General features: G+C 66.4%; 25 protein-coding genes. 13 read left to right on the forward strand and 12 right to left on the reverse strand.

Going from position 1 to position 26,638, the window contains the following annotated elements; genetic code table 11:
• Nucleotides 1-60: 60 nt before the first annotated feature.
• A complete protein-coding gene (locus ARTH_RS00845; RefSeq protein ID WP_011690032.1) occupies nt 61-1,545 on the forward strand; it encodes an MDR family MFS transporter in 1,485 nt (494 codons plus the stop codon).
• A 37-nt stretch (nt 1,546-1,582) separates the two neighbouring features.
• Here ARTH_RS00845 and ARTH_RS00850 read toward each other — a convergent pair whose 3' ends face one another.
• From ARTH_RS00850 to ARTH_RS00860, 3 genes are all read right to left on the reverse strand, one after another.
• Nucleotides 1,583-2,419 carry an alpha/beta fold hydrolase gene (locus tag ARTH_RS00850; RefSeq protein WP_011690033.1) on the reverse strand — a complete coding sequence of 279 codons (837 nt, stop codon included), beginning with the start codon at nt 2,417-2,419 and terminating at the stop codon, nt 1,583-1,585.
• Nucleotides 2,420-2,480: 61 nt separating this feature from the next.
• The gene (locus tag ARTH_RS00855; protein ID WP_011690034.1) at nt 2,481-3,335 is read right to left on the reverse strand and encodes an alpha/beta fold hydrolase; all 855 of its coding nucleotides are present in this window, start codon (nt 3,333-3,335) and stop codon (nt 2,481-2,483) included.
• 26 nt (nt 3,336-3,361) lie between these two features.
• Nucleotides 3,362-4,273 carry an alpha/beta fold hydrolase gene (locus tag ARTH_RS00860; RefSeq protein WP_011690035.1) on the reverse strand — a complete coding sequence of 304 codons (912 nt, stop codon included), beginning with the start codon at nt 4,271-4,273 and terminating at the stop codon, nt 3,362-3,364.
• A 100-nt stretch (nt 4,274-4,373) separates the two neighbouring features.
• Between ARTH_RS00860 and lysS the strand changes: the two genes are divergently transcribed.
• The 9 genes from lysS to dhaM all read left to right on the forward strand — a co-directional run bounded on the left by lysS (nt 4,374) and on the right by dhaM (nt 15,102).
• The gene (gene lysS / locus ARTH_RS00865) at nt 4,374-5,906 is read left to right on the forward strand and encodes a lysine--tRNA ligase (RefSeq protein WP_011690036.1); all 1,533 of its coding nucleotides are present in this window, start codon (nt 4,374-4,376) and stop codon (nt 5,904-5,906) included.
• Nucleotides 5,907-5,908: 2 nt separating this feature from the next.
• Entirely contained in the window at nt 5,909-6,121 is a 213-nt protein-coding gene (locus ARTH_RS00870; protein WP_011690037.1) for a hypothetical protein, read from the forward strand.
• A 136-nt stretch (nt 6,122-6,257) separates the two neighbouring features.
• The gene (locus ARTH_RS00875) at nt 6,258-6,584 is read left to right on the forward strand and encodes a histone-like nucleoid-structuring protein Lsr2 (RefSeq protein WP_011690038.1); all 327 of its coding nucleotides are present in this window, start codon (nt 6,258-6,260) and stop codon (nt 6,582-6,584) included.
• A gap of 369 nt (nt 6,585-6,953) precedes the next feature.
• On the forward strand, nt 6,954-9,446 hold the full coding sequence (locus tag ARTH_RS00880; RefSeq protein WP_011690039.1) for an ATP-dependent Clp protease ATP-binding subunit: 2,493 nt from the start codon (nt 6,954-6,956) through the stop codon (nt 9,444-9,446).
• 219 nt (nt 9,447-9,665) lie between these two features.
• Nucleotides 9,666-11,795: a S9 family peptidase gene (locus ARTH_RS00885; RefSeq protein ID WP_011690040.1), complete on the forward strand. Its 2,130-nt coding sequence runs from the start codon at nt 9,666-9,668 to the stop codon at nt 11,793-11,795.
• Nucleotides 11,796-11,821: 26 nt separating this feature from the next.
• On the forward strand, nt 11,822-12,331 hold the full coding sequence (locus ARTH_RS00890; protein WP_011690041.1) for an amino-acid N-acetyltransferase: 510 nt from the start codon (nt 11,822-11,824) through the stop codon (nt 12,329-12,331).
• 463 nt (nt 12,332-12,794) lie between these two features.
• Nucleotides 12,795-13,796 (forward strand): dihydroxyacetone kinase subunit DhaK, encoded by a 1,002-nt coding sequence (gene dhaK / locus ARTH_RS00895; RefSeq protein ID WP_011690043.1) that lies wholly within the window; start codon nt 12,795-12,797, stop codon nt 13,794-13,796.
• Between the two features lie 2 nt (nt 13,797-13,798).
• Nucleotides 13,799-14,431 carry a dihydroxyacetone kinase subunit DhaL gene (gene dhaL, locus ARTH_RS00900; protein ID WP_011690044.1) on the forward strand — a complete coding sequence of 211 codons (633 nt, stop codon included), beginning with the start codon at nt 13,799-13,801 and terminating at the stop codon, nt 14,429-14,431.
• Nucleotides 14,428-15,102 (forward strand): dihydroxyacetone kinase phosphoryl donor subunit DhaM, encoded by a 675-nt coding sequence (gene dhaM / locus ARTH_RS00905; RefSeq protein WP_011690045.1) that lies wholly within the window; start codon nt 14,428-14,430, stop codon nt 15,100-15,102. The genes dhaL and dhaM overlap by 4 nt, the downstream gene beginning before the upstream one ends.
• Before the next feature lie 45 nt (nt 15,103-15,147).
• Here the strand turns inward: dhaM and ARTH_RS00910 are convergent, their stop codons facing one another.
• The 3 genes from ARTH_RS00910 to ARTH_RS00920 all read right to left on the reverse strand — a co-directional run bounded on the left by ARTH_RS00910 (nt 15,148) and on the right by ARTH_RS00920 (nt 17,258).
• Nucleotides 15,148-15,645: a hypothetical protein gene (locus ARTH_RS00910; protein ID WP_011690046.1), complete on the reverse strand. Its 498-nt coding sequence runs from the start codon at nt 15,643-15,645 to the stop codon at nt 15,148-15,150.
• A 68-nt stretch (nt 15,646-15,713) separates the two neighbouring features.
• Nucleotides 15,714-16,148, reverse strand: a complete 435-nt coding sequence (locus tag ARTH_RS00915; protein ID WP_011690047.1) for a DUF3592 domain-containing protein — start codon at nt 16,146-16,148, stop codon at nt 15,714-15,716.
• 66 nt (nt 16,149-16,214) lie between these two features.
• Nucleotides 16,215-17,258, reverse strand: a complete 1,044-nt coding sequence (locus ARTH_RS00920; protein WP_011690048.1) for an A/G-specific adenine glycosylase — start codon at nt 17,256-17,258, stop codon at nt 16,215-16,217.
• A gap of 28 nt (nt 17,259-17,286) precedes the next feature.
• Between ARTH_RS00920 and ARTH_RS00925 the strand changes: the two genes are divergently transcribed.
• From ARTH_RS00925 to ARTH_RS00935, 3 genes are all read left to right on the forward strand, one after another.
• Nucleotides 17,287-17,967: a hypothetical protein gene (locus ARTH_RS00925; RefSeq protein ID WP_011690049.1), complete on the forward strand. Its 681-nt coding sequence runs from the start codon at nt 17,287-17,289 to the stop codon at nt 17,965-17,967.
• Between the two features lie 167 nt (nt 17,968-18,134).
• Nucleotides 18,135-18,860 carry a FadR/GntR family transcriptional regulator gene (locus tag ARTH_RS00930; RefSeq protein ID WP_011690050.1) on the forward strand — a complete coding sequence of 242 codons (726 nt, stop codon included), beginning with the start codon at nt 18,135-18,137 and terminating at the stop codon, nt 18,858-18,860.
• A gap of 77 nt (nt 18,861-18,937) precedes the next feature.
• Nucleotides 18,938-19,726, forward strand: coding sequence for a glucosamine-6-phosphate deaminase (locus ARTH_RS00935; RefSeq protein WP_011690051.1), 789 nt, complete (start codon nt 18,938-18,940; stop codon nt 19,724-19,726).
• Nucleotides 19,727-19,728: 2 nt separating this feature from the next.
• On the opposite strand, the gene nagA is transcribed toward ARTH_RS00935, so the two are convergent.
• The 6 genes from nagA to ARTH_RS00965 all read right to left on the reverse strand — a co-directional run bounded on the left by nagA (nt 19,729) and on the right by ARTH_RS00965 (nt 26,638).
• Entirely contained in the window at nt 19,729-20,991 is a 1,263-nt protein-coding gene (gene nagA, locus ARTH_RS00940; RefSeq protein WP_011690052.1) for an N-acetylglucosamine-6-phosphate deacetylase, read from the reverse strand.
• A 27-nt stretch (nt 20,992-21,018) separates the two neighbouring features.
• Nucleotides 21,019-21,705: an N-acetylmannosamine-6-phosphate 2-epimerase gene (locus ARTH_RS00945; RefSeq protein WP_043429226.1), complete on the reverse strand. Its 687-nt coding sequence runs from the start codon at nt 21,703-21,705 to the stop codon at nt 21,019-21,021.
• Entirely contained in the window at nt 21,702-22,676 is a 975-nt protein-coding gene (locus ARTH_RS00950) for an ROK family protein (protein WP_011690054.1), read from the reverse strand. Before ARTH_RS00950 ends, ARTH_RS00945 begins: the two co-directional genes overlap by 4 nt.
• A gap of 68 nt (nt 22,677-22,744) precedes the next feature.
• Nucleotides 22,745-23,674, reverse strand: a complete 930-nt coding sequence (locus ARTH_RS00955; RefSeq protein WP_011690055.1) for a dihydrodipicolinate synthase family protein — start codon at nt 23,672-23,674, stop codon at nt 22,745-22,747.
• Between the two features lie 37 nt (nt 23,675-23,711).
• Nucleotides 23,712-24,518, reverse strand: coding sequence for an ATP-binding cassette domain-containing protein (locus ARTH_RS00960; RefSeq protein WP_011690056.1), 807 nt, complete (start codon nt 24,516-24,518; stop codon nt 23,712-23,714).
• Nucleotides 24,515-26,638 carry a dipeptide/oligopeptide/nickel ABC transporter permease/ATP-binding protein gene (locus ARTH_RS00965; RefSeq protein ID WP_011690057.1) on the reverse strand — a complete coding sequence of 708 codons (2,124 nt, stop codon included), beginning with the start codon at nt 26,636-26,638 and terminating at the stop codon, nt 24,515-24,517. The genes ARTH_RS00960 and ARTH_RS00965 overlap by 4 nt, the downstream gene beginning before the upstream one ends.

The following is a 26,638-nucleotide window of genomic DNA, read 5'->3' on the forward strand; positions in this document are numbered from 1 at the left end:
TGGAATCTGCAGCGACGATGCTCGCCGGAAACCACTTCACATCTCCCTAAGGGGATCCCCATGTCTACAGACGTCTCTTCCAACGCCCACGGCGACCCCGTGCCCCCTGCCGCTGTGGAGGCGTCGACGGCGGCCCCGGTGAAGATGTCCCGCGAGTCGGTCACCATCATCGTCACCCTGCTCGTTGCCACCTTCGTAGTGATCCTCAACGAAACCATCATGAACGTCGCCCTCCAGCGGCTCATGGTGGACCTTGGCGTCGACGCCCCCACGGTGCAGTGGCTGTCCACGGGTTTTATGCTCACCATGGCCGTGGTCATCCCCACCACCGGATTTATCCTGCAACGGTTGTCCACCAGGGCCGTCTTCATGCTGGCCATGGGACTGTTCTCGGGCGGCACGCTCCTCGCCGCGCTGGCTCCGGGATTCGAAGTCCTCCTGCTGGCCCGCATCGTCCAGGCCGGCGGCACGGCCATCATGCTCCCGCTCCTGATGACCACCATCCTGACCCTGGTCCCGATCGAGCGCCGCGGCGCCGTCATGGGCAACGTGAGCATCGCCATTTCGGTGGCCCCGGCCATGGGCCCCACCGTGTCCGGGCTGATCCTCGAGCACTTCACGTGGCGCTTTATGTTCGTGTTCGTCCTGCCCATCGCCCTGGCCGCCTTCGCCATCGGAGCCCGCTACCTCACCAACATCGGCGAATCCGAGAAGACCCGGCTGGACATCCTGTCCGTGCTGTTGACCGTTCCCGCCTTCGGCGGACTGGTCTACGGACTCAGCCAGATCGGCGGAGGCCACGGCGGACAAAGCGGTCCCGGCGCCCCTGCCGTGGCTGCGCTGGCAATCGGCCTGGTGGCCATGACGGCGTTCGTCTTCCGCCAGCTGAAGCTGCAGAAGTCCGAAGGACCCCTGCTGGACCTCCGCGCGTTCAACTTCCGGATGTTCACCGTATCCGTGCTGCTCCTGGTGGTGGCCATGATCGCCCTGTTCGGCGCCGTGATCCTGCTCCCGCTGTACCTGCAGGAAATCCGCGGCCTGAAATCCCTGGAGACCGGCCTGGCGCTCCTGCCCGGCGGCCTGGCAATGGGCCTGCTGGGCCCGTTCATCGGCCGTGTCTTCGACAAGGTGGGCCCGCTTCCGCTGACCGTCACCGGCTCGGTCATGATGGTGCTGTCCCTCTGGCAGTTCTCCATGCTGAATGCGGAAACGGCCGTCTGGTGGATCGTGACGCTGCACGTGGTCCTCAGCCTTGGCCTGGCGCTCCTGTTCACTCCGGCGTTCACCACCGGACTCAACCCGCTGCCGCCGCACCTCTACTCGCACGGATCGGCCATCATGAGCACGCTGCAGCAGGTGGCCGGTGCTGCCGGAACCGCGCTCCTGGTCTCGATCTACGCCGTAGTGTCCGCCGGATCAGGCATCATCGCCGGCATGCACTCGGCGTTCCTGACGGCGGCGATCATAGCCGTGGCCGCCGTCGTTCTTTCCGCCATGATGCGCAAGACCGCGGGCGCGGAGCATACGGCCCCTGCAGCGCACTAGCTCCCGGCTTTGGGCGCTGTGCGCGGTGAATCGGCGGTCAGCCGGCGAAGAACTCGCTGAGTTCGGTGATCAGCTTATCCGGCGCACGGTTGACGCCGTCGTGGCCGGCTCCCGGCAGGATGGTGTAGCTCGAACCGGACAGGACATCGTGGATCTGGCCGCACGCGATCCCGAAGTAGGCCGGGCTCTTCTCGCCCACAATAATGAGCGTCTCCAGCGGCAATGCCAGGAACGGCTCGGCAGGCATGTCCGCCGCGATGATCGCCTTGATCTCCCGGACGCCGGTCTTCATCAGTTCGCGCTGCTGCTTGCCCACCGGTGTTCCGGCGGTCAGCTTGTTGGCCAGGGTCAGCATGGAGAGCGGCATCCGCGAGGACAAGGCCCCGCCCGTCTCAAGTCCCCGGAGCAGCACGGCGAGGGCACGGTCGTCGTCGCCGGCCGCGGTGGCGCGTTCGTACTCGGCGATCCAGTCGGCCTTGACGCTGTGGTTCACGGAGACGGCGGGATCGTAGACTGCCAGCCGTTCCACCGGGAGCGTCCGTGCGGCGTGGAGCGCCACGGCGCCTCCGAAGCTGTGGCCGAAGACATCCGTGCTGGCCGTGTGCCTCATCACGGTGTCCAGGTCCCGGATGTCAACGTCCAGCGTGTAGTCGTTCGGCTGCGCCGACGATTCGCCCCGCCCGCGACGGTTGAACGTGTGCACCGGGCGGCCCAGCGACGCACTCAGCTTCTGGGCAAAGCGCGTATAGTCCGCGGCGGTGACCATTGAGGCCTGAACGACGACGACGCCCGAGCCTGCCGAAGCCAGCTCCGCTCCCGTGGTGTACAGCTCCAGCGTTCCGCCGTCGGGTGTTTTGATGTTCTCGCGCGTCATGTTCCGAGCCTACCCGGGGCGGCAGGAACCGCACAGCAGGAGGGGCCGGCAAGCACGTGCATCAGCCCTTGTAGTAGGCGGAGATGTCCGCGACCAGTTCCTTCACGGCCGCGGGTATGGAGGCGTGGACGCATTTGGGTGACACCTGGAGGACGCTCCCGGGAACGGCCCGGTGCAGCAGTTCGGCTGTCACCTTGTAGTACCTGGGACTTTTGGAGCCGACCATGAACCTGGTGTTCGGCGGGAGGACGGAGAAATCCCGGACGTGGTCGGCTTCGTCGAACACCGCCTTGAGCTCGCCCACGCCGCTGGGCATGACCTCTTTGAAGAGCCGGTTCACCTTGGTCCGCGACACCAGCGCCATCAGCCCGGCGAGGACCGGCTCCGGAATCCTGGCCATGGCAGTGCCGGGCTGCATGCCTTTCTTGAGCTTGGCCAGGGCGTGCGGGACGTTGCCCTCGTTGACTGAGCGTTCGAAACTGTCCAGCCAGGACGTATCCACGCTGCCGTCGATGTTTACTGCAGCGTCATAGACCGCAAGCCTGTCCGGCTGGTGTGCGGTGCCGACGAACTCCTGCACCGCATTGAGCGCCACGGAGCCCCCCAGGCTGTGCCCGAAAAGGTTGCGGGCGCCGGTGGCGTCCATGATGGTTCTGACATCGGCGATCTCGGTGGCCATGGAGTAGTCCGCCGGCTGCGGCGTGGACTCTCCGCGGCCGCGCCGGTCGTAGACGTCCACCGCCCAGCCGTCGCCGAGGCCCTTGGACAGTGCCTCGGAAAACGGCCGGTAGATCAGTGCCGTGAGGAAGGCTCCGCCGATCACCACAACCCGGCGCTCGCCGGGGGCATCCACGGTTCCGTAACTGTACAAAGCCAGCCGCCCGCCGTCGTGCGTGGTGATGAGCTGCTGCTTCACTGTTCCCCCACGTTCGCGGATTTCCTTCACGGGCCCATCCTAAAACGGTTGCCCAGCGGGTACCCGGCGGCGCGGATCCGCTGGAGCCGGAGGCCGGCGTCGTTGGCCAGGAAGCGCGCGGTGGTGAGGGCCAGGCGATGCCCGGGGCGTAGCGGGCCCTCGTGCAGCTGCCCGGGCACGAGTGCGAACTCGATCGACGGGACTGCCTCTGCGAGCAGGCGGCCGGTCTCGGCGAAGTACGGCGGGCTCCAGCCTCCGCTGAGCATCAGGGTCGGTGTGGTGACGTCGGCGAAGTCCGCCAGCTCGGCGTCGGCGTCCAACACGGCCCGCATTTCCACCACCGCGGTGGGCAGCAGCTGCCGCATTTCGGCGCCAAGGCGGGTCCGGGCGGACAGGATGCTCAGCATGCGTAAGGCACCCAGCGGGAGTTTGGAGATCGGCCCGGCTGTTTCCAGGCCCTGCACCAGGTGCGCCCAGGCGTGGTCAAGCTGTCCGGCCGCCATCGAGTGTTCAAGTTCCGGCCGCCACCGCCGGCTCAGGCTGCCGGACAGGGAAACCGCGGCGTCGTACGTCACGAGCCGTCGGATCGGTTCGGACCGGGCCGCCTGCAGGGCCACGAAGCCGCCATAGCTGTGGGCCACCACGTCCGTGGAGCCGGTTGCCCGCATGACGTCACGGAGGTCGCTGACCTCCGTGGCCACCGAATAGTCTTCAGGCTGGCCCGAGGAACCGCCGCGGCCGCGGCGGTTATAGGTATGAACCGGCCGCCCCAGCAGGCGCGCGATCTTCATCGCGAACGGGCGGTATAGCGCGTCAGTTACCAGCGTTCCGTGAATGACGACGATGCCGGGCTGCCCGGCGCTGTTTCCGCCGCTACCGAAAGAGTGCAGCTCAAGGTGGCCGTCGCCGTCGTCCGTGCTAATCGTCCGAGTTTCCACAGCCCCGAGTCTATTCCCCTCCACGCAGCGTCCTTCCGGGTGAGCCGGATCGCGGGCGGCCGGAAAACAAGCCGGGGAACTCCCGGTAAACTTAGGGATTGTGACTTCCCAAAACACCCCCACCCCGATTAATGCTGCCGAACCGGCGGACGCCAGCGAGCAGATGCGCATTCGCATGGAGAAGCGCGCCAAGCTGATTGAGCGCGGCGTCGAGGCCTATCCGGTGGGTGTTGAACGCACGCATTCCCTGAGTGAGATCCGGGAGAAGTACGCGCACCTTGAGGCCGACGAGACCACCGGAGACATTGTGGGCGTCACAGGCCGCATCGTGTTCATCCGGAACACCGGCAAGCTCTGCTTCGCCACGCTCCAGGAAGGCGGCACGGACGGCAAGGGCACACGCCTGCAGGCCATGCTGAGCCTTGCCAACGTGGGCGAAGAGTCCCTGGCCGAATGGAAGTCCCTGGTGGACCTGGGCGACCACGTCTTCATCAAGGGTGAGGTCATCTCCTCCCGCCGCGGCGAACTGTCCGTTATGGCCGACTCCTGGGCCATGGCGTCGAAGGCGCTGCGCCCGCTGCCTGTTCTGCACGCCGGCTTGAACGAGGAAACCCGCGTCCGCCAGCGCTACGTGGACCTGATGGTCCGTGATGAAGCGCGCGAGATGGTCTACACCCGTGCCGCGATCACCCGTTCCATCCGGGAAAGCCTGCACCGCCGCAACTACGTCGAGGTGGAAACCCCGATGCTCCAACTGGTCCACGGCGGCGCCCTGGCCCGGCCGTTCGAAACCCACATGAACGCCTTCGACCAGAAGATGACCCTGCGCATTGCCACCGAGCTGTACCTCAAGCGGGCAGTGGTGGGCGGCATCGACCGCGTGTACGACATGGGCCGGGTGTTCCGCAACGAGGGCGTGGACTCCACGCACAGCCCGGAATTCACCACGCTGGAATGCTACGAAGCCTGGGCCGACCAGTTCGTCATGGCGGACCGTATCAAGGAGATCATCCTCGACGCCGCTGACGCCGCCGGTGTGGGCCGCACCATCCAGACCGAAGCCGGGGAGATCAACCTCGACGGCGAATGGACCTGGCTGGCCGTCTACCCCGGACTGTCCGACGCCGTGGGCCAGGAAATCACGCCGGACACCACCGTGGAGGAACTGCGGGCCGTGGCGGCCAAGCACGACGTCAAGGTGGATCCGAAGTGGGATGCCGAGAAGCTGGCCGTTGAATTGTTCGGCGAAATCGTGGAACCCACGCTGCTGAACCCCACGTTCGTCTACGACTACCCGCCCTCCGCGCAGCCGCTCGCGCGCCAGCACCGCAACGACGACCGCCTGATCGAGGCCTGGGACTTGATCATCGGCGGCATGGAACGTGGCACGGCCTTCTCCGAGCTGATCGACCCCGTAATCCAGCGGGAACGCCTCACGGAACAGTCAATGCATGCAGCGGCCGGAGACGTCGAGGCCATGCAGCTGGATGAGGATTTCCTCCGGGCGCTGGAGTACGGCGCCCCGCCCATGGGCGGCATCGGGCTGGGCATTGACCGCCTGGTGATGCTGTTCACCGGGGCCGGCATCCGCGAGACCATCCTTTTCCCGCTCCTGAAGCCCGAAGGGCACTGACCGTGGAGTACGTCGCAGTCCTCCTGCCCTCCCTCGTGGTCGGTTTGCTGTTCTGGTTTGCCATGAAGTCAATCTTTAATGCGGACAAATCGGAGCGCCAGGCTGAAGCGCGGGCCCAGGCCGAAGCTGACGCCAGTGCGGCCGAATCCAAGCCCGGACCGAATGGCGCGCCAAATACCGGAACGAATGCCGGCAACGGCGACGGAACAAACTAATACTTCCTGCATATTCCTGCCCACCATTCACAGGAACCTTTTGCCGCTTTGACGCGTTGCCATAAACCGAGGGATACTTTTTACAGATACATCCTGCTTTTCTGCATACCCGTCCTTTCCAAAAGAGAGAATTTATATGGCACAGAAAGTAAAAATCATCCTTGTCGATGATCTGGATGGGGGAACCGCGGACGAAACTGTCCGATTTGGCCTTGACGGCGTCAGCTACGAAATTGACCTGTCAGCCGCCAATGCTGCAGAACTCCGCTCCTCCGTGGAGCGGTTTGTTTCAAGCGCACGTAAGACGTCCACCGGCCGCGCCACCCGCACCAAGGTCTCCGGCGGCCGTAATCAGGACTCTGCACAGATTCGTCAGTGGGCCAGGGAGAATGGCTATGCGGTTAACAGCCGCGGCCGCATCCAGGCTGAAATTCAGGAAGCCTACCAGAAGGCAAATTCCTAGCACTGCCGCAGTTTTGCGTGGTAAAGCAATGCCCCTGCCAATCGGCGGGGGCATTGCCATTTGAATACCCTGCCCGGCAGTGCCGGGCGGCCAGGGTAAAGCGGCGGCGATTATTCCGGGGTTATTGCGGCGGGAAACTGGCCGGAGACAAGTACCGGGCCGGTGCGGCGCAATTGGGCCCCGCCGGCGGCCGGATTCCCGGCCCGCAACACAGCCAATACGCACCGGGAGCGGGTGGTCCGGAACCCCCGCCGGCAGGAGGCGTCAACCCCCGGAGCCCGACCCGGGTTTCCCCTGTGGCGAACACGCTCCACAAGTCCGGGTCAGCCACGTAGCATCAAAGTACGTCGTAGCTAGGAGTGTGGCGAAATGTTTGAGCGATTTACGGACCGTGCCCGTCGCGTAGTTGTGCTTGCCCAAGAAGAGGCACGCATGCTGAACCACAATTACATCGGTACCGAACACATCCTCTTGGGTCTGATCCACGAGGGTGAGGGCGTTGCCGCCAAAGCTCTGGAGTCCTTGAGCATTTCGCTCGACGGCGTGCGCGAGCAGGTGCAGGAGATCATTGGCCAGGGCCAGCAGGCCCCGTCCGGCCATATCCCTTTCACCCCGCGCGCCAAGAAGGTGCTGGAGCTCTCGCTCCGCGAAGCCCTGCAGCTGGGCCATAACTACATCGGCACGGAGCACATCCTGCTGGGGCTCATCCGCGAGGGTGAAGGCGTGGCCGCCCAGGTGCTCGTGAAGCTCGGAGCGGACCTCAACCGCGTCCGCCAGCAGGTGATCCAGCTGCTCTCGGGTTACCAGGGCAAGGAGACCACCGGCGCAGGCGTCGGTGCCGGTCAGCCGGAGGGAACTCCCGCCGGCTCCGTGGTCCTGGACCAGTTCGGCCGCAACCTGACCCAGGCTGCGCGCGAGAACAAGCTGGACCCGGTCATCGGACGCGAACAGGAAATGGAACGCGTTATGCAGGTCCTTTCCCGGCGCACCAAGAACAACCCTGTCCTCATCGGCGAGCCCGGCGTCGGCAAGACAGCCGTCGTCGAAGGACTCGCCCAGGCGATTGTCCGCGGGGACGTCCCGGAGACCATCAAGGACAAGCAGCTCTACACGCTGGACCTTGGGTCTTTGGTCGCAGGCTCCCGGTACCGCGGTGACTTCGAAGAGCGACTGAAGAAGGTCCTCAAGGAGATCCGCACCCGCGGCGACATCATCCTGTTCATCGACGAAATCCACACCCTGGTGGGTGCGGGTGCCGCCGAAGGCGCCATCGATGCCGCATCCATCCTGAAGCCCATGCTGGCGCGCGGCGAGCTTCAGACCATCGGTGCCACCACGCTGGACGAATACCGCAAGCACATCGAAAAGGACGCAGCGCTCGAGCGCCGCTTCCAGCCGATCCAGGTCAAGGAACCCTCCGTGGCTCACGCGATCGAGATCCTCAAGGGCCTGCGTGACCGCTACGAGGCCCACCACCGGGTGACCATCACCGACGGTGCCCTCGCCTCCGCAGCCAACCTGTCCGAACGCTACATCTCGGACCGGTTCCTGCCGGATAAGGCGATTGACCTCATCGATGAAGCCGGTGCACGCCTGCGTATCCGCCGGATGACCGCTCCGCCGGAGCTGAAGGCCATGGATGAGCGCATCGCCGAACTCAAGATGGAGAAGGAGTCCGCGATTGATGCGCAGGACTTCGAAGGCGCCGCCTCCCTGCGCGACAAGGAGCAGAAGCTCATTGCCGAGCGGGCCGAGAAGGAACGCCACTGGAAGACCGGCGGCATGGACGACATCTCCGAGGTGGATGAGGATCTCATCGCCGAGGTGCTGGCCAACTCCACCGGCATTCCGGTCTTCAAGCTGACCGAGGAAGAGTCCTCGCGCCTGCTGAAGATGGAAGACGAACTGCACAAGCGCGTCGTCGGCCAGAACGAGGCCATCAAGGCCCTGTCCCAGGCCATCCGGCGCACCCGTGCAGGCCTCAAGGACCCCAAGCGTCCGGGCGGCTCGTTCATCTTCGCCGGCCCCACCGGCGTCGGCAAGACCGAGCTCGCCAAGGCCCTCGCGGAGTTCCTGTTCGGTGAAGAGGATGCCCTCATCACCCTGGACATGTCCGAATACTCCGAGAAGCACACGGTGTCGCGCCTCTTCGGTGCGCCTCCGGGCTACGTTGGCTACGAGGAAGGCGGTCAGCTGACCGAAAAGGTCCGCCGCCGTCCGTTCTCCGTGGTGCTGTTCGACGAAGTGGAAAAGGCCCACGCGGACCTCTTCAACTCATTGCTGCAGATTCTGGAAGACGGCCGCCTGACCGACTCCCAGGGCCGCGTGGTGGACTTCAAGAACACCGTGATCATCATGACCACCAACCTCGGCACCCGGGACATCTCCAAGAGCGTTGCCACCGGCTTCCAGTCCGGCACGGACACGCAGACCGGCTACAACCGGATGCGCGCCCGGGTCACTGAAGAGCTCAAGCAGCACTTCCGCCCCGAGTTCCTGAACCGTGTTGACGACGTTGTGGTGTTCCCGCAGCTTACCCAGGACGAGATCATCGAGATCGTGGACCTGTTCGTGAGCCGCTTGGAGAAGCGCCTCAAGGACAAAGACATGGGTATCGAGCTCACGAAGGCCGCCAAGGTCCTCCTGGCCACCCGCGGCTACGATCCCGCCATGGGTGCACGGCCGCTGCGCCGCACGATCCAGCGCGAGATCGAGGACCAGCTGTCCGAGAAGATCCTCTTCGGAGAGATCCACGCGGGCGACATCGTAGTGGTGGATGTGGACGGCGAAGGTGACGACGCCAAGTTCACTTTCGAAGGAAACGCCAAGCCGCGCATCCCCGAAATCGCCCCGAGCGTCTAGAGCATTACCGCCAAGGCCCGCCAGCTCCGCAAGGAGCCGGCGGGCCTTTCGCGTTGTCCTGCTTCCGTTCCCGTGGCTGAGCCCGGCGCGGCCGGCCGAGACATTCGTCCCGACTTGCGCCCCGCGCCTTCCAGTTCGGCGCGGGCAGGTTGTGAGAGCAGTGTTTCACTAGTAGTGAACTTACTGTGATCCGGCGCACGTCCGGTGTTGAATCTCTTCATGGCTTCTGAGGACTCAGCGATCCTGAGCGAACAACCGGCGACCCCTTTCCACGACATCGACCACTACCTCGCCATACCCCGAGTGAGTGGACTGGCGCTGAGCCCGGACGGACAGCGCCTGGTGACCACCGTCTCCACGCTGAACGGCAAGGGTACCGAGTATGTCACTGCCTTGTGGGAGCTGGACCCCGCGGGGGAGAAGCATGCCCGCCGCATCACCCGGAGCGCCAAGGGCGAGGCCGGCGCGGCTTTCGCCGCCACGGGGGACCTCTACTTCACGTCGGCCCGCCCCGATCCCGATAGCCCTGATGACGACCCCGTCAGCGCCCTCTGGCAACTGCCGGCGGATGGCGGCGAAGCCCGCGTGGTCCTTTCGCGCGCAGGCGGGATCAGCCAGGTGATCACTGCAAAGGACTCGGGCGCCACATTCGTCACGGCGTCCGTGCTGGCGGGTTCCGCCGACGAGGAAGCGGACGAGGCGCGGCGGAAGAGCCGCAAGGACAACAAGGTGTCCGCGATCCTTCACAGCGGCTACCCGGTGCGGTACTGGGATGCGGACCTGGGGCCGGACCAGCCGCGTGTCTTCGCCGTTGAGCCGGGTGAGGACAAGGATCCCGGCAAGCCGGCGACGGTTGACGCGGCCGCACCGCTGAAGCTCCGGAACCTCACGCCGGAGGCGGCAGGCATGCTGCGCAATGCGGATTCCGTGGTCAGCCCCGACGGCAGAACGATCTACACCAGCTTCGATAAGCCCCTCGCCAAAGCGGACTCACGCTCCGTCCTGGTGGCCATCGACGTGGCCACCGCAACGCACAAGATCCTGCTGGACCGGGAAGGCATGAGCTACTTCGCGGGGCCGGTGAGCCCCGACAGCCGCACGCTCGTTGTGCTGAGTGAATCCGACACCACTCCCCGCCAGGCTCCGCGGGTCAAGCTCCACCTGCTGGACGTCAGTGCGCCGGGGGAGCCGGAGGACAACCTCAGGCCGCTGGCCCATGAGTGGGACCGCTGGGCCATCAAAGCTGCCTGGTTGCCGGACGGCGCTGCCCTCCTGGTAACGGCCGACGACGACGGCGCCTCCCCCGTTTTCCGGATCACTCCCGCCGCGGCCGGGGCCGGGGCCGGCGAGGACCAAGTCACCCGCGTGACGCTCGACGCGGCGGCTTATGCCGACGTCGTGGTTTCACCGGACGGATTGAGCGCCTATGCGCTGCGGAGCTCGTACGAATTTCCGCCCGAGGCGGTACGGATCGACCTGGCGAGCGGACAGGTCACCAGGCTCCAGGCTCCCGCCGAGCGCCCCCGTATCCAGGGATCACTGGAGCGAATAGAGGCGACTGCCGCTGATGGCGCCCGGATTCCCGCCTACCTTGCCCTGCCGGAGGGTGCCTCCGCGCAGAACCAGGCGCCGCTGCTGCTCTGGATCCACGGCGGACCCCTCGGCTCGTGGAACGCATGGACGTGGCGCTGGAACCCGTGGCTCCTGGTGGCCAGGGGCTATGCCGTCCTCCTGCCGGATCCCGCTCTCTCCACCGGCTACGGCCAGTCCTACATTCAGCGGGGCTGGGGCGAGTGGGGCAAGGCGCCATTTACGGACCTCATGACGATCACGGACGCCGTGGTGCAACGGCCGGACATTGATGCGTCGCGGACGGCTGCCATGGGCGGTTCCTTCGGGGGCTACATGGCCAACTGGGTGGCGGGGCAGACGGACCGCTTCAACGCGATCGTCACCCATGCCAGCCTGTGGGCCCTGGACCAGTTCGGCCCCACCACCGACGCGTCGCAGTACTGGCTGAAGGAAATGACGGCCGAGATGGCCCTGGCGAATTCGCCCCACCTGCACGTCGAGAAGATCAGCACCCCCATGCTGGTGATCCACGGTGACAAGGACTACCGCGTGCCCATCGGCGAGGGGCTCAGGCTCTGGTACGAACTGCTGTCCAAGTCGCAGCTGGCGGCCGACGACAACGGCCGGACGCCGCATCGCTTCCTCTACTACCCGGACGAGAACCACTGGATCCTGCAGCCGCAGCACGCCAAGGTCTGGTACGGGGTCGTCGAGCACTTCCTGGCGAGGAACGTGCTTGACCAGGACGCGCCTTTGCCCGCTGAACTGGGGCTCTAGCCATCTCCGGCTCGTAAGATGGGGCTGTGACTGAGACCTTCCGCATCCGCCCTGCCCGCACCAGCGATGTAGCTGCCATCAAGCGCCTCGTGGCTCCGCTGGCGGACAAGAGGATCCTCATGGCCAAGGAGACGGTGGCTTACTACGAAAGCCTGCAGGAGTTCAGGATCGCGGAGTCGGCCGACGGCGAGGTGATCGGCTGCGGCGCCCTGCACGTCATGTGGGAGGACCTGGCCGAGGTGCGCACCCTGGCTGCCTCCGATGCCTGGCGCGGCAAGGGTGTAGGGCACGTCCTGGTGGAAAGTCTCCTGGAGGAAGCCAGGGCGCTGGGTGTCTCGCGCGTGTTTTGCCTGACCTTCGAAGTGGATTTTTTCAAGAAGCACGGCTTCGACGTCATGGCGGACCAGACGGCGGTGGACCCGGTGGTCTATTCCGAGTTGCTGCGCTCGCATGACGAAGGCGTGGCGGAGTTCCTGGACCTCGCCCGGGTCAAGCCCAACACCTTGGGCAATACGCGCATGATCAGGTTTCTCTAGGCCTTCCCCCGCCGTGCGGATTAAGTCTCACTTCTAGCCCTTCCCATATATCGAATCGATGTATAAAATTAATCACGGTTGCTTGGTAGTACCCGAATTCCGAAACCACTTCAAAGGACAGAAATGCGCGAATACGCCATTTTTCCGGATTTTTCGGCGTTCCAAATGGATCTTCCTGCGGATCCGACCCGTAGTGATCCTCTGGGCCGGCCCTGTGAAGCGTCAGCATTCCATATCGGCGCCGCGGCGTGGCCGGATTTCCTCCCGGCCTCTTGGGGAAACCGCTGAGCCGGGCTGGGGGATACAAGCCTGGAAAGGGAAGGGACAGTCAATTGGGGGCTGTCCCTTTCTTTTGCCCCGTTAATCCGGACGTGGCTGCACGATTCGTCAGGGCGCTACCGTTGCCCCGGCCGCGGTAGTAGGGTCAAGACAAAGCCGCCAGGTCACTCCAGGGAGCACTCCAATGAAGAAGCTGATCAACGATCCCCGCGCTGTAGTAGACGAGTCCGTGGAAGGCTTCGGCCTTGCGCATGCGGACATTGTGACCGTCAGCGCCGAGCCGAAGTTCATTACCCGCAAGGACGCCCCCGTGGCCGGGAAAGTGGGCCTTGTCAGCGGCGGCGGCAGCGGCCATGAACCGCTTCACGGCGGCTTCGTCGGGCTGGGAATGCTCGACGCCGCCGTGCCGGGGGCCGTCTTCACCTCGCCCACCCCTGATCAGATCATTCCTGCGACCCTCGCCGTAAACTCGGGTGCCGGCGTCGTCCACATCGTCAAGAACTACACCGGCGACGTCCTGAATTTCGAAACGGCCGCCGAAATGGCGGAAGCCGAAGGCGTGCAGGTCCGCACCGTACTGGTCAACGACGACGTCGCCGTGGAGGACTCGCTGTACACGGCGGGCCGGCGCGGCGTAGGCGGAACTGTCCTGGTGGAGAAGATCGCCGGTGCGGCAGCGGAACGCGGGGATGACCTGGATGCCGTCGCCGCCATTGGGGACCGGGTCAACCAAAACGTCCGCAGCATGGGCGTCGCGCTATCCGCCTGCACGGTCCCGCACGCAGGGGTGCCCAGCTTTGACCTGGAAGAGAACGAAATCGAAATCGGCATCGGGATCCACGGCGAGCCCGGACGGCACCGGATCCCCATGGAAAATGCCGACGGCATCACCGACCGCCTCCTGGAGCCCATCCTGTCCGACCTGGGCATTGCCTCCGGCGAGAAAGTGCTCCTGTTCGTGAACGGCATGGGCGGGACGCCGCAAAGCGAGCTCTACATCGTGTACCGCCGTGCAGCGCAGGTTCTCGCGGAGAAAGGCGTCACGGTGGAGCGCTCCCTGGTGGGCAACTACATCACCTCACTGGAGATGCAGGGCTGCTCCATCACTGTTCTTCGGCTCGACGACGAACTGACCAGCCTCTGGGACGCCCCGGTCCACACTGCCGCGCTGCGCTGGGGCATCTGACCGTGGGGCTGGACGTTGACTGGGCCGTAAGGTGGCTGACCCTTTCCGCGCAGGCGATGGCGGACCACCGGGTGGAACTGATTGAGCTGGACCGCGCCATCGGGGATTCCGATCACGGCGAAAACATGGACCGCGGCTTCAAGGCAGTGATGGAGAAACTCGCCGAAGCGCCGCCCGCCACCCCTGGAGCTGCCCTGAAGCTCACGGCCATGGCATTGATGTCCAAGGTGGGCGGAGCGGCCGGGCCCCTCTACGGCACGGCGTTCCTGCGTGCCTCCACATCGCTGGGCGACACGGAGGACATCGATCCGGCCGCGCTCGCCGCTGCCATCCAGGCCGCCCGCGACGGCGTTGTGGCCCGGGGCAAGGCCGAATCCGGCGACAAGACCATGGTGGACGCCTGGACCCCCGCCGTCGACGCCGCGGCAGCGCAGGCCGCCGCGGGGGACGGGGACGTCCGCAAGGTCCTCCTGGCAGCGGCGGAAGCCGCCGAGGCGGGTGCCGTGGCCACGGATCCGCTCATCGCCCGCAAGGGGCGTGCCAGCTACCTGGGCGAACGAAGCGCCGGCCACCGGGACCCCGGCGCAGTTTCCACCGCACTCATCCTGCGCGCCGCGGCCGGGGCGGCCGGATGACGGTCAGCCTCGTGGTGGTGTCGCATAGCGAAAAAATCGCGGACGGCGCGGCGGAGCTGGCCGCACAAATGGCGCCCGACGTCGTGATCCTTCCGGCCGGCGGTACCGACGACGGCCGGATCGGCACCAGCCTCGAAAAGGTCATGGCCGCCCTGGAACAGGCGGCCGGCCAAGACGGCATCGTGGTGCTCACGGACCTCGGGTCCGCCGTGATGACGGCAGAATCGGCGGTGGAGTTCCTGCCGGATCCTGACACTGTCCTGCTGGCCGATGCTCCCCTGGTCGAGGGGCTGGTGGCGGCAGCGGTTGCGGCGCAGTCGGGGGCGGACGCCACGGGAGTGAAGCAGGCTGCCGAGGCGGTCCGCCGCGCACCGGCGCCGGAGGCGCCGTCCGAGGCGGAGACGCTGGGACCCCCCGAAGCCACGGGCGATTTCGAACTGGTCAACCAGGCCGGCATGCATGCCCGGCCGGCAGCGAAGATCGCCGGCGGACTGGCCGGTTTGGATGCGGAGGTGACGGTCAACGGTATGGACGGCGCTTCCATGACCGGCCTGATGACCCTGGGCGCGGGCAAAGGATCCATCCTCCACGTCGAGGCCTGGGGTCCGGACGCAGCCAGGGCCGTAAAGTACGTCGGCGGCCTGGTGGAAGCGGGGTTCGGGGAGCCCTGAGGACCGCTCCGTCGGCCGGAGCATTGCGCTGCGCGGACCCCGCCGTCACTCGGCCTGCCGGAGGCCTTCTGCATCCAGCAGCAAGCTTGCTGTGATGAACTTTCCGCACTGCTCTCCGTACGGGTACTCCGCCCTTGGCATGAAGCTCAGCGTCCGCTCAGGCAACGGAGCCCCCGCCGTGGAGGTGCCGGTGGCCGTTGCGTCAATGCGCGATTCGGTCAGGATGTCCATCATCAGCATCCCCGTGAGCGTGCCGTCAGGCGAAGACGTTGCTGAACACGTGCCGTCCGGGCCCGACGAGGGTTCGCAGCCCTGGTCCACGGCGGTGCTGCCGGGCATCAGCTCAAGGTCGGCTTCCCGGCACGTGCCGTCCTGGCAGGCCTTCAGGTGGATGGCTTTGACCGTGGATGCATAACTGGCCGCCACCGTCAGCGCCACCACCGGCGCCTGCGCAATTGCCGGGCACGGCACTGCCTCGGGCAGGCACGCGGACGGGATCAGCGACGTCGTGACAGCTACCAAAAATACGCCCAAGCTGCGCATGCTTCAGCGTAGATCCGTCCGGGCCGCGCCGCCAGATGCTGCCGGCGGATGAGCGGGAACGCCGGGCGCTAGCTGACCGGAAAGATGCCGATGAACAGGAAAGAGGCCACAGCGAAGACGGCAAAGAAGGCGATCATGCAGCCCATGCCGGCTTTCTCCTTGGATGCCTGGTGGATGGACTGGTTCGGATCCGCCGGGTTGTAGGCCACGTCCACGGTTGAACCAGGCACCGGCTCGGTGCGGAACGGGACGTCCGACTCCCCGAAGTACAGGGTTCCGTGCGGGTCGGCGAAGCGGTAGGTGGGGCGGTAGAGGCGGTGGCGCGATCCGGAGGAGCCAACGGCGCTGGACCATCCGGCATTGCTGCCGGTCACCGTGGCCTGGACCCTGGGCCACTGTTCGGCGAGCTTCTCCAGGCGTTTGCCCTTACGCACGGCCACGGTGATCGACACAGCGGCCGCGACGACGAACAAGGCCCAGACGATGTACAGCACGGTTTTCACGGTTCTCCCTTTCGCGTCAGCAAGCAGTATGCCACTGCCTGCGTCGCTTCACGTTCCGGACGGCCTTCAGGCGGGCAGCGTCAGGCCGGCCGGGTGCAGTTCCGCCAGGCCGTCGCTGACCAGTCCGGCCAGGGCGCGCTCCAGCTGCTCGGGTGCGGAGTTCAGCCGGTGCAGCGCTGCCAGCGGAACACCGATGCCTTCGGCTTCGAAGCCAAGGTCCGCGGCGGGCTGATGGAACATGTCCGGAGCCACCGGTGCGTCAGCCAGCCGGAGGACGGCCATCACGGCTCCCCGTACCTGCCGGTCGGTGCCGTGCCAGGACTGGCCCTTCGGGGTGTACGACGGCGGTGGCTCGCCGGCCGCCAGCCACGCGCACGCCCCCCGCACAGGGCATTCACCGCACTTCGGCGCCCTCGCCGTGCAGACCAGTGCCCCCAGCTCCATGACCGCCGCGTTCCAGCGGACGGAGAGTCCGACGTCGGCCGGCAGCAGTTCGGCGGCCAGTCGCATTTCGGCCGCTGTCAGTGACTGCGAGGGCAGTGCGGTGCCGGAAAAGAGCCGCGCGTGGACGCGGCGGATGTTGGTGTCCACCACGGTTTCGCGGCGGCCAAAGGCGAAGGCGGCGACGGCGGCCGCCGTGTAGCTGCCCACCCCGGGGAGTTCCAGCAGTTCGTCGTACGTTCCCGGCACGCCGCCGTCGTGCTTCTCCACGATGGCGACGGCGGCTGCATGCAGGCGCAGGGCCCGCCGGGGATAGCCAAGCCTGCCCCAGTGCCGGACTGCCTCGCCGGAGGCCTCGGTCGCCAGGTGCGCCGGCGACGGCCAGCGGCGGAGCCAGTCTTCCCAGACGGGCAGGACCCTGACAACGGGCGTCTGCTGGAGCATAATCTCGCTGACCAGGACACCCCACGGGGAGCACTCGGGGTCGCGCCACGGCAGATCCCTGGCTGTGGTTCCGAACCAGTCGTCAAGGGCGTCATGGAGGGCGGCAAGCGGCGGTAATGCGGGGCGACTCGCCGGGGGCAGGGCAGTGGGTACGGCTAAGGCTTCGATGCAAATACTGTAGTGGATATGGCCCGCGGTCCGCCTCCCGGCGTGGTGGTGCCCCAATGCGCCCGGCGTTCTCTAGCCTAGAAGGATGGTCAGGCAAGGCACTTCAGGAAAGAACGGTTCGAAACCGAAGGGCACCCCCGGCCGGCAGGCTGGACGGCCCCCGCTGAAGGCTGTCTACCGCCGTCGCAGGCTGTTCGTTGGCCTGGTGCTGCTTCTCGTCGCCTCGGTGGCGCTGGGGGGCTTCGCAGCCGTATCCGGGGCCATGCGGTCCTCCGAGCAGGCCTCTTCCACTGACCGGAACGGATCGGACGGGCAGGGCGCCAAGCCTGAGGCCACGCCCTCCGCGTCACCCACGCCCAGTACTCCGGAGACGCCCACGTGTGACCAGGCCCTGGTCACGGTCTCTGCTTCCACCGATAAGGCTGCCTACGCGGCGGGTGAAACCCCCCTGCTCAGTTTGAAAGTCACCAACGGCGGGAAAGCGGCGTGTGAGGTGAACCTGGGCACGTCCCAGATGGAGTACACCGTCACCAGCGGCTCCGACCGCATCTTCTCCTCGGTTGACTGCCAGGTTGAGAGCGGGGACCTCGTAAAGACCATCGCGCCGGGCCAAAGCGAGACCGCCAACTTCCCGTGGCAGCGCAACCGCAGTGTTCCCGGCTGCGGCGCTGTGTCCGCGAAGCCAGGCGCCGGCGGGGCTTATTACATGTTCGTCGCGCGGCTGGGTACCAAGTCCAGCTCCAAGGCCGTCTTCCAACTGCTCTAGGCATTACCTTTCAGTCCGCACCCCTGCCGGCCCTGATGACGCACTCCGGTCATCAGGGATGATGCAAACTTTTGTCATAAAATAGGACAAGGGACGTCCCATCTCCAGTAGAATGAAGTTAGTCCTGCCTCTGCGGCAGGTCGGACTCCGAGGAGACAGCCGTGACAATGGCCCCGCAAGAAGTGTCATCCGCCCGCTTCAGTGCGCAGCTTCGATCGCACGCCCTGCAGACGCGGATCATGGAGCTGATCCTGGAGCAGGGGCTCGATGTTGGCGATGCGCTCCCGACTGAAGGCGAGCTGTCCGCGATCCTGGGTGTCGGACGCAATACCATCCGGGAGTCGCTGAAGGTGCTGCAGGCGCTCGGCGTCATCGAGATCCGCCACGGCTTCGGCACGTTCGTGGCGCCCAATAACTTCCACGCCCTGGCGGACGGCCTTGCCTTCCGGGGGCGGCTCTCCCTGCGCCACCGGGGCGATGAAGCCATGGAGCTGGTGGACGTGCGCCAGGCACTGGAATCCGGCCTGATCGGTTCGGCCATGGACCTGATGACCGCTGGGCAGCGGGACGATCTCCGCAGCGCCCTGGCTGCAATGGAGGACGCGGCGGCCAGGGGGGAACCCTTGTTTATCCACGACGCCGAATTCCACCGCCGGCTATTCGCTCCGCTCCGCAACGACCTCCTGATGAACCTGATGGACGTCTTTTGGAAGGTTTACCGTCAAATTCACCTGGAGCTGGGCCCCGGACCTGTGGACTTGGGTAAACAGGTGCAGGACCACGCCGACATCTACCAGGCCGTGGCGGCGGGCGACAAGGCGCTGGCCTCCGAACGCCTGCAGCGCCACTTCGACGGCATCCGCGGAAAACTCAGGATAGTCGCAGCCCGTTAGGCCTGCCAGCCGGCACCACAACCACCACTAGACCTGCCTCACAGGGCCGGACCCAACAAGGAAAGAGCCTCATAAGCATGGAATTCTTCACAGTTCAGGACGCCGCGGCCGCCGGAGCAGTTGGCGCGGGATTCCTGGCCGCCGTGATCCGAAGCAATCCTGACGCCGTGCTGGGAGTGGCCACGGGAGGATCCCCTTTGCCGGTCTACCGGTCCCTCGCCGGATACGGGCTGGAGATGTCGCGCATCCGGTGTTTTGCCTTGGATGAATACGTCGGCCTGCCTGCTGGCCACCCTGAAAGCTATGCCGAGGTTGTGCGACGCGAAGTCACCGGGAGGCTCGGGCTTAACCCGGCCAACGTGTTCGTCCCGGACGGAAGCGCAGCCGATCCCGAACGGGCTGCCTGCGACTACGAAGCGGCCATCGCGGCCTGCGGCGGGATCGACATCCAGCTGCTGGGCATCGGCCACAACGGCCACCTGGCCTTCAACGAGCCCGGGTCCGCGCTCGATTCACGCACCCGGGTAGAAGTCCTTGCAGAACGAACCCGGCAAGCGAATGCGCGCTACTTCGACTCGCCGCGGGACGTGCCGGAGCGATGCATCACCCAAGGCCTCGGCACCATCCTTGAAGCACGGCAGCTCCTGCTGGTGGTGCACGGTGCGGATAAGGCGGAAATACTGCACCGGGCCCTTACCGGACCGGTATCGGCGGACTGCCCGGCGTCCGTCCTGCAGCGCCATCCGCACGTGACGGTGATTGGGGACGAAGGTGCGGCTGCCCTGATGGGACGCGCAACGACGCCCGGGACCGCAGCTCCGGTGGCTGTCGGGGCCGGCGCCGCTGGAACCGGCCCCGGCCGCTAGGGTCAGCTTGCGGCGGAACCGAGGAGGGTCCCGGCCCGCAGCACCGTGAGCAGACTGAATTGCGCGTCCACAGCGAGGAGGTCGGCACGCATGCCGGGCCGAACGCTCCCGACTTCATTGTCCATTCCCAGGATTCTGGCCGGCACGCAGCTCGCGGAAGCGGCGGCGTCGGCGGCCGACACCCCGGCGGCGACGGTCCGGCGCACCACATCAAGCATGGTCGCTGTGCCGCCGGCAAGCGCGCCATTGCTTTGCAGGGTGGCGACGGCGTCGCGGACCGAAACGGCCGCCGGCCCCAGAGCGTAGTCCCCGTCCGGGAGGCCGGTTGCGGCCATCGAGTCGGTGACCAGCACAACGTTTTCCGCTCCCACAAGTTCGAACACCATGCGCACTGTCTCAGGCGACAGGTGGACTCCGTCGGCGATGAGTTCGACGGCGGCGGTTCCGGCGCGCGCCAGCCGCAGGCATGCCGACACCGGTCCCGGATTCCGGTGGTGGAGCGGCGGCATGCCGTTGAAAAGATGCGTCACGGTGGGCCGCGTACCGGCCCAGGAGCCGGGAGCAGCCGCCAGGGATTCCGCAGTGTGCTCGAGGGAGGAAGCCGCGGTGCCTGGGTCCGCATCGGTGTGGCCCAGTGACGGTGTGACGCCATGCTGAGCAAGCAGGCTAACCAAATCCCGGGCACCGGGCAGTTCCGGGGCATAGGTCATGCTCTTCAACGTACCGCCGGCTGCCGCCAGCATTTCGGCCGCCAAGGCAAGGTCGGGGTGCCGAAGCCATCCGGGATTCTGGGCACCGCACCGGGCAGCGGACAGGAACGGCCCCTCCGAATGGATGCCGGCGATGAGGCCCTCACCGGCGAGCACCCGAAGGGACCTGATCCCTGTGAGCAGGTCGTCACGGGAGGCCGTGACAAGACTGGCCAGAAGCGTGGTGGTGCCGTGTCGGTGCAGGAAGTCCACTGCCGTGCGGCACGCGTCCCCGTTGCCGCCGGGGAAGTCTCCGCCCGCCGCCCCGTGGCAGTGCAGGTCCACCAGCCCTGGGAGAATGAAGCCCCCGGCAGGCAGCTCCAGCTCCACTGCCCGGGGGTAGTCCGCGGCGTCAAAGCAGTCCTGCGGTCCGGCGAACGCAATTCTGTCGCCAACGACGGCCACTACGTGGTCCGGCAGGGCGCGCCCGTCGGAGAGCACCGTACCGGCCAAGACGAAGGTCCGGCCTTCGGCCGGATGCCGGGAAGTTGAAGGGAACAGGTCTGCCGGGGTCAAGAGTGCTGCTTTCAGTGCAGGGGCGGATCAGGAACGCAGGGCGTCGGAGAACCAGCCGGTGATAGTAGCCGGATGGGTGATGGCGGTTCCGACAACGACGGCGAAAGCGCCGGCGTCGAGCGCCTGGCGGGCCTGGGCAGGGGTGTGGATCCGTCCTTCGGCGATCAGCGGCCTGCCGAGCTCCGCGGAGGCGATCTGCTCCAGCAGGGCAAGGTCGGGGCCTGCCGTCTTGGGGCGCTCGCCCGTGTAACCGGCCAGGGTGGTGCCAACTATGTCGGCCCCTGCGTCCACAGCTGCTGCGGCGTCGTCCAGGGAACCGCAGTCGGCCATCACCAGCGCGTGGGATTCGGCACGGATGCCGGCGATCGTCTCCGCGAGGGATAGCCCGTCCGGACGCTCGCGGCGCGTGCCGTCCAGGGCCACCACATGGGCGCCGGCGTTCGCCACGGCCAGCGCGTGGCGAAGCGTGGGGGTGATAAACACGCCGTCGTGGCCGTCCTTCCAGAGTCCGATGACGGGAACTTCGACGGCGGCGCGGGTGAACTGGACGTCCGCCAGCCCTTGGACACGGACCGCGGCAGCCCCGCCTATCACCGCTGACGCGGCAATCTGTCCGGTGGTTCGGGGGTCCCGCATGGGCTCCCCGGGATAGGCCTGGCAGGAGACAACCAGCTGTGAACGGAGAGCGGTAAGGCCCTGTGGCGTGAGGATCAAAGTGTCTCCCGGAGGTCTTCTACGGAGCTGGGCGGGTTGAGGACAAGGCTGGCGGCGCCGATCACGGCAGCAGTGTTGCCCAGGGCGGCCGGGCGGACAGGCATCCCCGCGAGCGGAGCCAGCAATTCAGCCCGAAGGGCTGCCTCCATCGGCTTCCACCATAGTTCGCCGGCGTCGGCCAGGCCGCCGGTCACTACCAGGAGTTCAGGATCCAGAACATTGGCGAGGCCTCCCACCGCCTGCCCGGCAGCGGTGGCGGCGTCCCTGACCGCCGTCGCGGCGGCAGCATCGCCGTCGTGCGCCAACCCGAAAACCGCTCGGGTGTCCGGGACCTCGGGGGACCCGCCGAGGCGCACGTAGGCCTCGCGGATCGCCGGCCCGGACGCAATCGCTTCAACATGGCCGGCCCTTCCGCAGACGCACGGCAGGGCCCTGCCGCGGCTGTACGCGAAGGGGGACGCTATGTGGCCCAGGTGACCAGCCACGTAGCGGTGACCCAGGACGGGAGTACCCGCCAGGACTAAGCTGCCGCCGACCCCTGTGCCGAAGGCCACCAGCAGCGAACTTGAGGTTCCGGCGGCAGCCCCGGTCCATGCCTCGCCGAGCGCATGCGCGTGGACATCATTAACGGCACGCACCGACTCCGGGGCGAGGCCGAGCCGTCCGGCGAGCCCCGCCGCCAGCTCAGTCCCGGCCCAGTCCAGGATGGCATCCGTTGCTGACACCACCACACCTCGCCCGGCATCAATGACGCCGGCCGAGCCGACGCCCACTCCGACAATCCCAAGGTTATTTGCCCTGGCCCGGGAAGTGAGCTCGTAAACCAGCGCCGCTGTCGCGTTCAGGATCGCTTCGCCGCCGTCGCGGTTCAGCGTCGGAATGGTCGCCGAAAACAGCACCTCCCCGGCCCCCGAAACAACCCCGGCAGCAGTCTTGGTGCCACCCAGGTCAACGCCGATTGCGTGAATCATCTTTTTCCTAACAAGGGATCTCGACCGCCTCGACCACGTGGTCCGAACCCCGATTGCCGGGGCTGGACCTAGACCAGGCCGTTGCGCTCGAGAATAGTGCGGATCGCGGCGGCTTCGTCGTCGTTCAGGGACAGCATGGGCTGGCTCATGGTGTTGGATTCAATGACACCCATGAGCTGCAGGGCGGTCTTGAAGGCGCCCAGGCCGGCGGCTCCGCCGGAAACCCGGCCGTTGGGGGCGTAAACGATTTCGAAGAGGTCGGCCAGGCGGTCCTGTTCGCGGGCGGCGGTGGCCCAGTCGCCGGCCTGGGCGGCGTCGAACAGACGGCGGTAACCGGCGGGGTCAACGTTGCCGAGGCCCGGGACCACGCCCTGGGCGCCGCCGAGGAGGGCGCCGTCCACTACGACTTCGTGGCCGGTGAAGATGTCGAAGTCCGGGATGTCCTTGGCCTCCAGGAGCAGCTGGCGGAACGAGACGTCGTCGCCGGAGGAGTCCTTGACGCCGGCGATCACCCCGTCGCGGCCCAGGCGGACCAGCAGGTCCGTGGGCAGCTTGAAGTGGGTGCGGACCGGAACGTCGTAGGCGAAGATCGGCTTGTCGACGGCGGCGTGGATGCTGCGAAAGTGCGTTTCGGTTTCCGCGGCGTTGCCGATGGCGTAGTACATGGACGTGACCACGATCGCGTCGGCGCCGAGGCCGATGACTTTCTTGGCCTCTTCGATGACGCGGTTGGTCGTCTGCTCGTTGGCGCCCACGATCAGGGGTACTGCGCGAGCACCAACAGACGCGTTCGCGTCGGCGATGGTGGAGACCACCAGTTCACGCTCCGCGTTGGTCATGTAGGGGACTTCACCGGAGGACCCGAGGACGAAAAGGCCGGACACGCCGCCATCTATCAGGTGCCTGGTGACGTTCTTCAGCGACGAGGTGTCGATGCTGCCGTCGGCGTGGCGGGGGGTGATGACCGGGGGGATGACGCCCTGGAACTGAGTGGACACAGAATTCTCCGTTGTTTGGAACTGATGAAGGGAAAAGCTAGATGTGGAGCAGGCTGGGCGCGGCGCCCAGCAGCTTCTTGGTGTAATCGTTGCCCGGGTTGTCGAAGACCTGTGCGGCTGTGCCTTGTTCGACGATCTTGCCGAAGTACATGACGCAGATGCGGTCCGAGACGTAGCGGACGGTCTGGATGTCGTGCGAAATGAACACCATGCCGAGGTTCAGGCGGGTCTTCAGGTCGGACAGCAGGTTCAGCACCTGGGCGCGGACGGAGACGTCGAGGGCCGACGTCGGCTCGTCCGCGACGATGATGTCCGGATCCAGCGCCAGGGCGCGGGCGATCGCCACACGCTGGCGCTGGCCGCCGGACACCTGCGACGGCGTGACCTCGGCCGCTGATTGCGGCAGTCCTACCAGCGCCAGGAGTTCCTTGACCTTGGCAGCACGGGTGGTCCCGGTGCCTATGCCGTGGATCTGCAGGGGGTCGGTCAGGATGTCCTGGATGGTCATGCGCGGGTTCAGGGCAGTTGCCGGGTCCTGGAAGACCACGGAGACGGAGCGGCCGAATTCCTTGCGCATGGCTGCGTTGCGCTTGATGGCGGGCTTGCCATGGAAGAGGACCTGGCCCGACGTCGGCTGCTGGAGCCCCACGAGTACCGAAGCCAGCGTTGATTTGCCGCAGCCGGACTCACCCACGATGCCGACGGTTTCGCCTCGGCTGATGGTGAAGTCCACGCCGTCGACTGCCTTGACGATGTTCGGCCGGAACAGCCCGCCGGTGCGCGCACGGTGGTAGACCTTCAGGTCCTTGAGTTCGATGACCGGCTTGCCGGTTGATTCACTCATTTTGCGTCCTCCTTCAGGTGGCTCGCCCAGTAGTGGTCAGCGTCGTTGCCCTGGGTGGATCGAACGGCTGTGAGGACCAGCCGCTGGTTGGGATCGGCGTCGGCACGCAGTGAGCGCGCCGCGAAGCGGTCGCCCGGGGCGAAGTCGCGCGGGGACGGCACGGTGCCGGGGATCTGGTGCAGGCGGACGGCGTCGGCCTCGATGGACAGGACGGCGCCGAGCAATCCCCGGGTGTACTCGTGCTTCGGGTTCTGCAGGAGCTCGGAGGCCTGCGCGGATTCCACCACCTGGCCCGCGTACATGACCGTGATGCGGTGCGCCAGGGATGCAACAAGCGCAAGGTCGTGACTGACGAAGACCATGGCGAAGCCGAGTTGTTCGCGCAGTTCGTTGAGCAGGTCCACAACTTGCTTCTGGACGGTGACGTCCAGGGCGGTGGTGGGCTCGTCGGCAACAACGATCTTCGGTGAACGGGAGAGCGCCATGGCGATCAGCACGCGCTGGCGCTGGCCGCCCGAGAGCTCGTGCGGGTAGCTGGCCAGCGTGCGGACGGGATCCAGCCTGACCATCTCCAGCAGCTCAGTGGGGGTTTTGCGTCCGCCGCGGCGGGTCAGCTGCTCCATCTGCTCCTTGATCTTCATGGAGGGGTTCAGGGAGCTCAGGGCGTCCTGGTAGACCATGGCGATCTGTTGGCCGCGCAGCCCTTCGTAGGCCTGGGGGCTGCTGTGGCCGGTGGCCGGGTCAAGCAGTTCCTTGCCATCGAACGTGATGGATCCGGAGATCTGCGCCGTCTTGGGCAGGAGCCCCATGATGGCAAGCGAGGTGATCGATTTGCCGCAGCCGGACTCACCAACGAGGCCCATTGTTTCTCCCTCACGGACCGTGAAGGAGACGTTGTCCACGATCGCGGTGTCGCCGAAGCGGCCCGGGAAACGGATGGACAGGTTCTTGACCTCCAGGACGTTGCGTGCGCCGGACGGGACCTGGGGGAGGCGGTCGGTGCGTTTGGCTTCGATGGCCGCCAGCAGTTCCAGTTCCCTGTCGAGCAGGACGTGCGGGCTGGCGGCGGCCACCTTTGCATCAGTCAGCAGGGCTGACGTGTTGTAGTGCTCCTCGGTGAGGGCATCACCGGAAGCCGCGCGGACGCCGTCGAGCTCGTGTTCTTCCACCACGGACGGCTGGGCGACGGACGTGGCAACCTCAGTGTCCACAGCGGCGCCGGCAACCGATGAAGCAGTTCCGTCGTCGTCCTTTACGACGGGAGCCCTGCGCAGTTTCGGGTTCACCATGGCGTCGGTGAGGCCTTCGGCCAGGATATTCAGAGCCAGGACGGTCAGCAGGATGGTGAGGCCGGCGAAGGTGGTGGCCCACCAGCCGCCCGAGAGGACAAGGTTGCGGCCGTAGGAGATCACGTTGCCCCAGGACGGAGCAGGATCCTGCACGCCGGCGCCGAGGAAGGACAGCGAGGCCTCGAGGATAATGGCATCCGCCACCATGACCGTGGCGAATACGAGGACGGGGGCTGCGGTGTTCCGGACGATGTGCTTGAGCAGGATGTAGAACCGGCCTGCACCGATCACCCGTTCGGCGCGGACGTAATCCTCGCCGTACTGCGACAGCACGTTGGCACGCACCACGCGGGCCAGTTGCGGGGTATAGATGACCGCAATCGCCACGATGATGGTGGGTATCGAGTTGCCGAAGGCGGCCAACAGGACCGCGGCCAGGGCGATGCCGGGGAACGCCATGAGGATGTCCATCAGGCGCATGATCAGTTCATTGACAGCTTTGCTGGACGTGGCTGCCAGGGATCCCAGCAGGGCGCCTGCCGCTACCGCCAGCGCCACGGCGCCGAGGCCGATCAGCAGCGAGGACTGCGAGCCGTACAGCAGTCGGGAGAAGATGTCCCGGCCCAGCCGGTCGGTGCCGAAGAGGTGCTCACCGCCGGGCGAGGTGGCGGGGATGAAGGTTTCGAGCGGGTCGTGCGGGGCGAGTACCGGAGCCAGGATGGCGGCGGCGATGACGGCCACCAGGAACACGAGCGCAAAGCGGGAGCTCCACGGCAGGGCCTTGAAGCGGATCCCGGGGGCACTGAGCCGTTCAGCGAGTTTGCTTCGCAT

The sequence above is a fragment of the Arthrobacter sp. FB24 genome (assembly GCF_000196235.1).
Taxonomy (GTDB): domain Bacteria; phylum Actinomycetota; class Actinomycetes; order Actinomycetales; family Micrococcaceae; genus Arthrobacter.

Excerpts from the sequence above, each read along its gene's own strand:
- ARTH_RS00845 (WP_011690032.1), top strand. The coding sequence starts at position 61 with ATGTCTACAGACGTCTCTTCCAACGCCCACGGCGACCCCGTGCCCCCT.
- ARTH_RS00850 (WP_011690033.1), bottom strand. The coding sequence starts at position 2,419 with ATGACGCGCGAGAACATCAAAACACCCGACGGCGGAACGCTGGAGCTG.
- ARTH_RS00875 (WP_011690038.1), top strand. The coding sequence starts at position 6,258 with ATGGCACAGAAAGTAAAAATCATCCTTGTCGATGATCTGGATGGGGGA.
- ARTH_RS00880 (WP_011690039.1), top strand. The coding sequence starts at position 6,954 with ATGTTTGAGCGATTTACGGACCGTGCCCGTCGCGTAGTTGTGCTTGCC.
- ARTH_RS00885 (WP_011690040.1), top strand. The coding sequence starts at position 9,666 with ATGGCTTCTGAGGACTCAGCGATCCTGAGCGAACAACCGGCGACCCCT.
- dhaK (WP_011690043.1), top strand. The coding sequence starts at position 12,795 with ATGAAGAAGCTGATCAACGATCCCCGCGCTGTAGTAGACGAGTCCGTG.
- dhaM (WP_011690045.1), top strand. The coding sequence starts at position 14,428 with ATGACGGTCAGCCTCGTGGTGGTGTCGCATAGCGAAAAAATCGCGGAC.
- ARTH_RS00910 (WP_011690046.1), bottom strand. The coding sequence starts at position 15,645 with ATGCGCAGCTTGGGCGTATTTTTGGTAGCTGTCACGACGTCGCTGATC.
- ARTH_RS00925 (WP_011690049.1), top strand. The coding sequence starts at position 17,287 with ATGGTCAGGCAAGGCACTTCAGGAAAGAACGGTTCGAAACCGAAGGGC.
- ARTH_RS00930 (WP_011690050.1), top strand. The coding sequence starts at position 18,135 with ATGGCCCCGCAAGAAGTGTCATCCGCCCGCTTCAGTGCGCAGCTTCGA.
- ARTH_RS00935 (WP_011690051.1), top strand. The coding sequence starts at position 18,938 with ATGGAATTCTTCACAGTTCAGGACGCCGCGGCCGCCGGAGCAGTTGGC.
- ARTH_RS00950 (WP_011690054.1), bottom strand. The coding sequence starts at position 22,676 with ATGATTCACGCAATCGGCGTTGACCTGGGTGGCACCAAGACTGCTGCC.
- ARTH_RS00960 (WP_011690056.1), bottom strand. The coding sequence starts at position 24,518 with ATGAGTGAATCAACCGGCAAGCCGGTCATCGAACTCAAGGACCTGAAG.
- ARTH_RS00965 (WP_011690057.1), bottom strand. The coding sequence starts at position 26,638 with ATGCGAAGCAAACTCGCTGAACGGCTCAGTGCCCCCGGGATCCGCTTC.